Below are 8,596 nucleotides of genomic sequence, written 5' to 3' on the forward strand. Positions count from 1 at the left end.
CAACTAGTACCTCTGGGCGAGGCCCGCTTTCTCGATGGGGTGAGGCTCGTACGCGATCGGCCGCTGGTAATTCACATCCGTGCCGGGAAACATCTTGGTGGGGTTACAGAGCTGAAGAGGATCGAAGGCGTCGCGCAGGCGTTGCATGGCGTCGAGATCCGCGGCGGAAAACATCACCGGCATAAAGTGTTTTTTCTCTTCGCCGATACCGTGTTCGCCGCTGATGGAGCCGCCCGCGTCGACACACAGCTGCAGGATACTTTCCGCCACTTCCATGGCCCGCTGTTCCTGCCCCTCGATGCGCCGGTCATAAAGCACCAGGGGGTGGAGATTGCCGTCGCCGGCATGAAAGACGTTGGCCACCCGCAGATTTGCTTCCGTGCTCAGCCGGTCGATCTCGGCCAGCACCCGCGGCAGGGCAGTGCGCGGAATGACGCCGTCCTGCACCAGGTAATTCGGCGAGATCCGGCCCACCGCGGCGAAGGCCGCCTTGCGCCCCTTCCAGATGGCTATGCGTTCCGGCTCTGACTTCGCCAGCCGGATTTCCCATGCCCCGCAGGAAGTGCACATGGGACCGACTTTCTCCATCAGCAGGTCAACCTCGCGCATCGAGCCGTCCAGCTCTACCAGCAGCAGTGACTTGCAATTCGGATAATTGGGATGGACCGCCGCCTCCACCGCCTCGATCGCAAGGTGGTCCATGATTTCCAGGCCAGCGGGGAACAATCCAGCGGAAATGATCGCGCTTACCGCCGCCCCGGCCTCGCTGATGGAATTGAAAGCCGCCATCAGGGTTTGCGTGCACTCCGGCTTCTTGATGATCCTTAAGGTGATCTTAGTGACGATTCCGAAGGTGCCCTCCGAGCCAACAAAAGCGCCGACCAGATCGTACCCCGGACATTCCAGAGTCTTGTCTCCCAGATGGACCAGCGAACCGTCGGAAAGCACGACGTCCAGCGCCAAGATGTAGGTGGTGGTGACGCCGTACTTGAAACAGTGGACGCCGCCGGAATTCTCCGCCACGTTGCCGCCCACGGTGCACACGATCTGCGAGGCCGGATCCGGCGCGTAAAAATAACCGTGCGGCGCAACCGCCGCGCTGATCGAGGCGTTGGTCACGCCGGGCTCGACCACGACGCGCGCGTTGAGGATATCGATGTCGAGAATGTGGTTCATCCTTGAAACCCCGATGACCACACCGCCTTTGACGGGTAGCGCTCCACCGCTCAGTCCCGTGCCCGAACCGCGAGCCACGAACGGGATTCGCTCGCGGTGGCAAATCTTCACGATGTCCTGCAACTCTTGCGCTGATGATGGAAGAAGAACCAGGTCGGGGGCTACGCGGAAGAGCGTCAGGCCATCGCATTCGTAAGTCCGGAGTTGCTCCGGTCCGCTAATGAGGCCCGCATCTCCCACGACGGCACGAAATTGCCGCACCAGCAGAGGGTCCATTTCGCACCTCCATACCACGGCACGAGGTGCGGCTCTCCGTGAAGACATCGCCGGAGGCGCCCACCTATTGTGGCTGTGGACGCTATCCTTACCCCACACAATTAGCAGTGATAGGAGTCACTATAAGGTGTGACCGTCTGAGACAGAAGGCAAGTTGCGTCGCCGTAGTTAAAACAGGTTTGGCGCGAATACCTCCCAACAATTCTCGTGCAGTCTCAATGGCCTCTCCCCGGCTTGGGACCTCGCCATGCAGGTGTAGGTGATTGTGCTGCGGATCCCGCAGTTGACCGCTGAGCTTGGCGAACATCTCCAGCGCCTTCAGTGCGGTGTCGATTCCATTCAGCGCAGTGCGAGCGTCACGCTTGCGGACGGCTGTGGCGCGAAGGCTGTTGGCCTCGTCGATCAGGGCACTCGGACCTCCGTCTGCAGATCGCTGCCGTTGGACTTCAAAGCGAGTTTCGCGACATGTGCCCGACCATGGGCTGAATGACGGCGATGGGCACCCCCGTTCAACCATTGCTGTGAAAAGGCTGCGAATTGCGTAACCTTCTCGCAGATTGAATCATCACTCATAACTGATGTCCGACCTGGTTTAACGGACCAGCCAAGAGGAGGCAAGCATATGTCAGTTCGCGTGAAGGCAAGCAAAATGGGGTGGTCGGTCGTATGGGCGGTAGTCGCGTTGAGTTTGAGCGCCATCGCATTGCAGGCTCAGAACATTTACACGCGCACCAATCTCGTTTCGGACATCGCCGGAGTGGCGAACTTCACCGACCCCAAATTGGTCAACGCCTGGGGCATTGCGGCGAGCCCGACCAGCCCTTTCTGGATTGCCGACAACGGCACCGGATTCTCCACCCTGTACACCGGACAAGGTATTGCTCAGGCGCTCGTGGTGACTATTCCCACGCCACCCAACGCCAAGGCCGGCGCGGTCGCCAGTCCGACCGGCATCGTGTTCAACGGTAGCAGCGATTTTGTGGTTTCTTCCGGCGGAAAATCCGGGACCAGCCGGTTCATTTTCGACACCGAAGACGGCACCATCAGCGGCTGGAGTCCGACGGTTGACGGCACCCATGCCATCCTCGCCGTGAACCACTCCGGTCCTGGTTTAAGCGCCGACCGCACCCCGCTCGGGGCGGTTTACAAGGGCCTGGCCATCGGCAATAACGGTTCGGCTAATTTCCTTTATGCCACCAACTTCCGCGATGCCACCGTGGAAATGTATAACGGGCAATTCCAACTGGTGAAGAAGTTCACGGATGCCAATGTCCCAGCCGGCTTCGCGCCGTTCGGGATTCGCAACATCAACGGACAACTCTTTGTCACCTACGCCAAGCAGGATGCCAAGAAACACGATGATGTCGCGGGGCCGGGAAATGGGTTCGTGGATATCTTTGACCTGAATGGAAATCTGTTGAAGCGTTTTGCCTCAGAAGGAACGTTGAACTCGCCTTGGGGGCTGGCGCTCGCGCCCGCGAGCTTCGGCATGTTCGGCACCGCGCTGCTGGTTGGCAATTTTGGCGACGGCAGGATCAGTGCGTTCGACATCAGCACGGGAAACGCCCTGGGCCAGCTCAAGGACCCGTTTGGAAATCTATTGACGATCAATGGGCTTTGGAGCTTGAGCTTCGGCAACGACCACAATGCGGCACCGTCATCGACCTTGTTCTTCACCGCCGGCATCGCCGATGAAGCGCATGGCCTGTTCGGACAAATCACGGCGCCGTAGTACGAGAACTTTGTCAATCATGCTTGCGGCTATTGTCGGCAGGCGGGGGCACAGATCGCCCCGTGATCAGCATCCTGCTGACTCACATATGTGCCAACAGTGCATGCGTAAACCGTTCGGTTAAGCTGTCAACCGAAAGCCACCCGCTATCGATAGTGGACGGCAGCGGTCGCGGAAGTACAATGCTTCCTCGATGGCAATGCATATACGCGGCACACGCGTGCTGTTTACGATCATCGGCGCGGTATCGGGCGTGTGCTTCGCCGTTTTGGCGGCGCGCGCCATCAGTGTCCTGGTGATCACCCCGCACCATTTCAGAGCATCTTCTCTTGGTTTCGCCCTCGTGACTGGCGTTCTTTCCTACCGGTCATTTGGGGCGGCGACACGGGGTCGGACGGATGCGGCGAACTTCCAGAGGGCCTTGCTGGGAGGTGTGGTCGGCGCAGTGGCCGGCTTTATCATCGTCGTTGTCCTCTACGCCATGTTTGGCCAGGCAACTCGCTATTACATCGCTCACGCTTTCGGACTGTACGGCTGGCAAACCTCAATGTCGCAGTTACTGGTCGCCTGCGTATGCCTGGGGTTCGGGGCCGGATTTTCTTTGCGGGCGCGAAAAGTGCGGCTTCGCGTTTGAATCGTGGCAGCATCGAGCACTGACCACTCCGCCCATGCGCTGAAGCCCCATGCTGGCCACACCCGGTCGACTGGGGCTAGAATTTAGATATGCCCGACCTCGACCGCAGCCAGCACCGCACCGCACTCGGCATCGCGCTGTTTGCTGACGCCCTTCAGATCGTGCTGTTCCCTCTGTTCGGCGAGGGCGCACTCTCACCGGCAAATGACCTGCTCGATATCGCGGTCGCGTGGATGCTCACACGATTGCTGGGCTGGCATTGGGCCTTCGTCCCTTCATTCCTGGCCGAGCTGGTGCCGGGACTTGACCTGGTGCCGACCTGGACGCTCGCGGTGTTGTACGTCACGCGACAGATGAGTCCCAGCAGACCAGAGCCACCCATTATCGAGGGCAGGTTGTAGCTGCGCCGGTCCCAGCGTTTCATTGCAGCGGGCTTTCCCATGCCGAGTCAGCCTAAGAATTCCGTGACGGGAATGGCCTGGCGTTATCACGACGCAACCAAGCACTCTTACGCCAGCGTGCGCAGCAATCCGCACTACCTGGATTGGTCGAACCGGCCGCTGTCGTTCAAAATTTACCCCTCGATTGATCCTCTCCGATTGCCCAAAGAAGTGCCGCAGACGGGAATGGCGGCGCTGTCGGTGATCTCGGAAAACGCGCGTGCCGTCACCAGCAAGCTGCCCGGCCTGCAGGACCTGGCGCTATTGCTCTATTTTTCCGCGGGCATCACCAGGCGCAAGTCGTACCCCGGCGGCGAACTCTACATGCGTGCCGCGGCCTGTACCGGCGCACTCTATGAAATCGAGCTCTACCTGGTATGCGCAGACCTGCCGGACCTGGCCGCCGGAGTCTACCAGTTCGCTCCGGCTGAATTCGGATTGCGCAAATTGCGCGCCGGCGATTTTCGCGGCGTGCTGGCGGAAGCTGGACATCCGGCAGTCGCGGCGGCGCCGGTCACTCTCGTCTGCACCGGGACCTATTGGCGCAACTCTTGGAAGTATCAGGCGCGCACCTATCGGCACTTCGGCTGGGACAACGGCACAATTCTCGCCAACCTGCTCGCCATGAGCACGGCGACCCAACTGCCGTCCACGGTAGTAATGGGTTTCGTCGACGACGAGGTGAACCGCTTGCTCGATCTTGACGTCGAGCGCGAAGTGGCGTTCTCGATGGTTACGCTGGGCGCGGCAGGATCGTCTCCCGTGCCCGAGCGGCCGGCTGTGGAACCGCTGCGGCTCGAGACCTTGCCGCTGTCCCACCATGAAGTGGATTACCCGGCCATGCGAGAGATGCACGCGGCATCATCGTTGGCGAGCGCGGACGAGGTGCGCCTGTGGCGCGAACAGAAAACCCCGGATGACGTTGTCGCGCCCGGCGGTCCCACCATCGCCCTGCAACCATTGACGGAGGAAGAACTGCCGCGCGAGGCGATCGAGCGCGTAATCCTGCGCCGTGGTTCCACCCGTCAGTTCACTCGTGAGCCCATCAGCCTGGCGCAGCTTTCCACCATGTTGGACCGCTCCACGCGCGGATTTCCCGCCGACTTCCATAATCCTTCCGGCGCACAACTCAATCACATGTACGTGGTGGTCAATGCTGTGGACGGCCTGCAGCCCGGCGCCTACTACTTCCATCGCGACCGGCGCGAATTGGAGTTGCTGAAAGCGGGCGATTTTCGCCGCCAGGCGGGATATTTAGGGCTCGAGCAGGACTTGCCCGCCGACGCTGCCGCCAACGTCTTCTTTCTCGCCGATCTGCGCCAGGTCCTTGCGCGATACGGCAACCGGGGTTACCGCGCCGCGCAACTGGAGGCGGGCATTCTCGGCGGCAAGCTGTATCTTGCCGCGTATGCGCTCGGTCTGGGCGCCAGCGGGCTCACCTTTTACGACGATGATGTCGTTAATTTCTTCTCCCCTCACGCGGCCGGCAAGAGCGCCATCTTCCTGGTTTGCCTGGGGCAGAGCGCGCTGCGGAAACGCTGACCACATCGCAGAAACACTCCCGTCGCTCAACCGCCGCCGTCTTTCTTGTCCGCATCGTGTACGATTTGGGACAGTGACAGCAGTTTGGCGCTGATGTTCAGCTTCGCACGTTCGGCAGCATCGACATTGATCTGGAATTGCACCCGGCTCCCGGCCAGCACCATCCTGATGATTCCCCCCACACGGGTGAAGTCGGAAGTTTCTCCCACCGTGAGAATGCTGCCGCCGCGCAGGCTGTCGAGAGCAACCTGGGTCTTGTCGCGCAGCGACGGAGACAGAAATACGATGTGGCACCGCCGCGCACCATGAGGTTGCTGCATCCGTTCCAGCAGAATTGGCCGGCCCTCGATGATCATGCCGCCAGCCATGCGGTCCAGCACCGCTCCGAACGGATCATCTCCCAGCACGCATATCCGGATTTCGTTGTTTGTTTCCGGCCAGCGCACAAACTTGGCGAAATTGAGCAGGAAGGCCGCTTTGACCTCGTATTCTTCCGCCTTGGCTGTTTGAGAACTTGCCGGTTGCGGTAGCAGGCAACTCAGCAGGCAGAATGAGACCGCAACCAGCCAGGTCCGGCATCGATACTGGATTCCATCAAACCGCATGCCCATCGCCTGTTTGCCCGCAATTCAGAAACGCCACGTCAATTTTCCATAAATGCTGCGCGACACTTGACCATCACTGAGCAGCGGAATCAATGGACTGAACTCGGTGTGGCGATCCGACAATAGATTTTGGCCGCCTACGGACAGTTCAAGATTACTGCGCGGATGCCACCCGAAACGCACATCCCAGCGTACGTACGCACGTACGGACTGGACCGGAAGCCGGCTTACGTAATAGAGAAAATTATCGAATTCCACCGCATGTGGGAGCGATAACAGCGACCTGAACTGCAACTGGTGGACCGGGTTCTCCCCGGGCGCCATCATCACGAACGCTGTAGCGGCGTAAGCAGGATCAACATGGCTTGAGCTCTTCAACCACGTGTAACCCGCATAGAGCTTCCATCCGTGCACCGGCGCATAGCTGGTGCACACTTCCACTCCGTAATTCTTTGCGTCGAACAGATTGTTCGTCGGCATGGGAGCTATGACGCGGACCGGCGGAGGTTCGGTTTCCAGCCAAGGCACACCCAGTGGACCTGCCCCCTGCACGTGATGGTAGATGTTATAAAAGGCAGCTACATCGATCGTGGTGCTAGTTGTCGGCTGCGCGCGATATCCGGCTTCATACGCGAGCAGGTCCTCGGACCGAAATTCCGGATTGCCCATCGAGGTGATTATTGTCGGAACCGGTCCGGGTAAAACCGCCACCGGCATTTCACTTCCCCGGTCGGAGAAGCTCGGTGTACGCACCGCTCGCGAGACCGCTGTCCAAACAGTATGTTGCGGTTTTAGCATCCATAGCACGCGAACCGTGGGCTGGGCATCAATGCCGCTGAAGTCATTGGACTCAAACTTCGATCCGAGCGTAAGTTTCAAATGGTTGGGGATGATGGCAATTTCGTCCTGCAAAAATCCGCTGAACAGCCGGAACGTCTGGTCCTGCGGCCGAACGGCAAGACTGAGACTGTTCTGTGACCGCTCCGAGAGCACGCGAAAATCGAAACCCGACACAAATTCATGCCGCCTGCCCATGCGCCACTGGTATTGTGCATCCAGATCAAAGGTGTGCTGCGTCATGCCGTAGACCGGGCTGAATTCGTGCGCGCGATCGTAATAAGCTTGCAAGGTGGATCGTGATCCTCCCGCCCAGGTTCGCTGCCATCGCAGTAGGACGTTACCTCCATCGATATTTCTTGGCAGGTTGAGATCTTGTTGGAACGGCGGCTGGGGAATAACGACTCCGAAAACCGGTGCGCCATTACCGGAGTAAATGTCTCCCGAAATCGTCAGCGAGTCCCGGTCGGAAACAGCCCAGTCGCTCCGAAAGCCGCCATGACTCAGGCCCCATCCGTTATGCATGTCAGCGCCGGTGGAATCCACGTAGCTGCCGCGATCGATGTATTTTGCAAATACGCGATAAGTTCCTTTCGACCCCACGCGGCTGCCATATCGTCCGACACCCGATCCGTGGTCTTCATTCCCTCCACCTGCCGAAAACATCCCACCTTGAGTATCGGCACTCGACTTGGTGATGATGTTGATGACTCCATTCACGGCATTGGAGCCCCACAGCGACGCGCCCGGCCCCCGGATCACCTCGATACGCTCGATGTCCTCCAGCACCAGGTCCTGGGACCACCAGCTCACACCGGAAAACGTCGGCAGGTAGACACTCCGTCCGTCCACCATGACCAGGAGCTTGTTGGAGTACCAGCTGTTAAACCCCCGGATGCTGATGGCCCACGTCTCGGAGTTCACCCGCGCTACTTCGACTCCCGGCACCAGGCGCAATACTTCCGCAACGCTCGTGGCGCCGGACCGGCGAATTTCTTCCGGCGTGATTACGTAAACCGCGGCCGGAATCATTTGCAGCTTTTGCTCCTTCTTGGCCGCCGACGTGACCTCGATTTTCATCAGGTCTTCGATGTCCAGTTCAGCGAGGTTGGGTTTTTGCTGGGCAGCCACGAATGGCGCCAGAGTCCAAACCAGCAAAGCTGCCAAGCCACGAAGCCGCCGCCACGAAACGCGCCGTCGCCTTTCGCATCCGGCCGGACTTGCATTCCCCATTGCCACCTTCCACCCCCAGCGCAAACTTCCGTCCTTCCATGACCGGAACGCGCGTCCCCGGCAAACCCGTCGGGCCGCGCCTGCTGTTCCCTGAATACCCCATGCGCCTTCGCGACGGCTT

General features: G+C 59.8%; 8 protein-coding genes. 5 read left to right on the forward strand and 3 right to left on the reverse strand.

All coding sequences use genetic code 11. The features are described 5' to 3' along the window. Positions 1 to 3: 3 nt before the first annotated feature. The gene (locus VFI82_14335) at positions 4 to 1,452 is read right to left on the reverse strand and encodes an FAD-linked oxidase C-terminal domain-containing protein (GenBank protein ID HET7185860.1); all 1,449 of its coding nucleotides are present in this window, start codon (positions 1,450 to 1,452) and stop codon (positions 4 to 6) included. Between the two features lie 622 nt (positions 1,453 to 2,074). Here VFI82_14335 and VFI82_14340 point away from each other — a divergent pair. From VFI82_14340 to VFI82_14355, 4 genes are all read left to right on the forward strand, one after another. Beyond that, positions 2,075 to 3,184, forward strand: a complete 1,110-nt coding sequence (locus VFI82_14340; protein ID HET7185861.1) for a TIGR03118 family protein — start codon at positions 2,075 to 2,077, stop codon at positions 3,182 to 3,184. 193 nt (positions 3,185 to 3,377) lie between these two features. Further along, the gene (locus tag VFI82_14345; protein ID HET7185862.1) at positions 3,378 to 3,818 is read left to right on the forward strand and encodes a hypothetical protein; all 441 of its coding nucleotides are present in this window, start codon (positions 3,378 to 3,380) and stop codon (positions 3,816 to 3,818) included. An 89-nt stretch (positions 3,819 to 3,907) separates the two neighbouring features. Beyond that, entirely contained in the window at positions 3,908 to 4,219 is a 312-nt protein-coding gene (locus VFI82_14350) for a hypothetical protein (protein HET7185863.1), read from the forward strand. Between the two features lie 72 nt (positions 4,220 to 4,291). Next, complete coding sequence (locus VFI82_14355) at positions 4,292 to 5,800, forward strand: SagB family peptide dehydrogenase (protein HET7185864.1); 1,509 nt, start codon at positions 4,292 to 4,294, stop codon at positions 5,798 to 5,800. 26 nt (positions 5,801 to 5,826) lie between these two features. Here VFI82_14355 and VFI82_14360 read toward each other — a convergent pair whose 3' ends face one another. Continuing rightward, positions 5,827 to 6,405, reverse strand: a complete 579-nt coding sequence (locus VFI82_14360) for a YfiR family protein (protein HET7185865.1) — start codon at positions 6,403 to 6,405, stop codon at positions 5,827 to 5,829. Positions 6,406 to 6,429: 24 nt separating this feature from the next. Then, positions 6,430 to 8,373, reverse strand: coding sequence for a TonB-dependent receptor (locus VFI82_14365; protein HET7185866.1), 1,944 nt, complete (start codon positions 8,371 to 8,373; stop codon positions 6,430 to 6,432). A gap of 2 nt (positions 8,374 to 8,375) precedes the next feature. Here VFI82_14365 and VFI82_14370 point away from each other — a divergent pair. Then, the coding region (locus tag VFI82_14370) for a hypothetical protein (GenBank protein ID HET7185867.1) at positions 8,376 to 8,596 on the forward strand (221 nt) is incomplete at its 3' end.

The organism is Terriglobales bacterium (genome assembly GCA_035691485.1).
Taxonomy (GTDB): domain Bacteria; phylum Acidobacteriota; class Terriglobia; order Terriglobales; family Acidobacteriaceae; genus JAIQGF01.

Excerpts from the sequence above, each read along its gene's own strand:
- VFI82_14335 (HET7185860.1), bottom strand. The coding sequence starts at position 1,452 with ATGGACCCTCTGCTGGTGCGGCAATTTCGTGCCGTCGTGGGAGATGCG.
- VFI82_14340 (HET7185861.1), top strand. The coding sequence starts at position 2,075 with ATGTCAGTTCGCGTGAAGGCAAGCAAAATGGGGTGGTCGGTCGTATGG.
- VFI82_14345 (HET7185862.1), top strand. The coding sequence starts at position 3,378 with ATGGCAATGCATATACGCGGCACACGCGTGCTGTTTACGATCATCGGC.
- VFI82_14350 (HET7185863.1), top strand. The coding sequence starts at position 3,908 with ATGCCCGACCTCGACCGCAGCCAGCACCGCACCGCACTCGGCATCGCG.
- VFI82_14355 (HET7185864.1), top strand. The coding sequence starts at position 4,292 with ATGGCCTGGCGTTATCACGACGCAACCAAGCACTCTTACGCCAGCGTG.
- VFI82_14360 (HET7185865.1), bottom strand. The coding sequence starts at position 6,405 with ATGCGGTTTGATGGAATCCAGTATCGATGCCGGACCTGGCTGGTTGCG.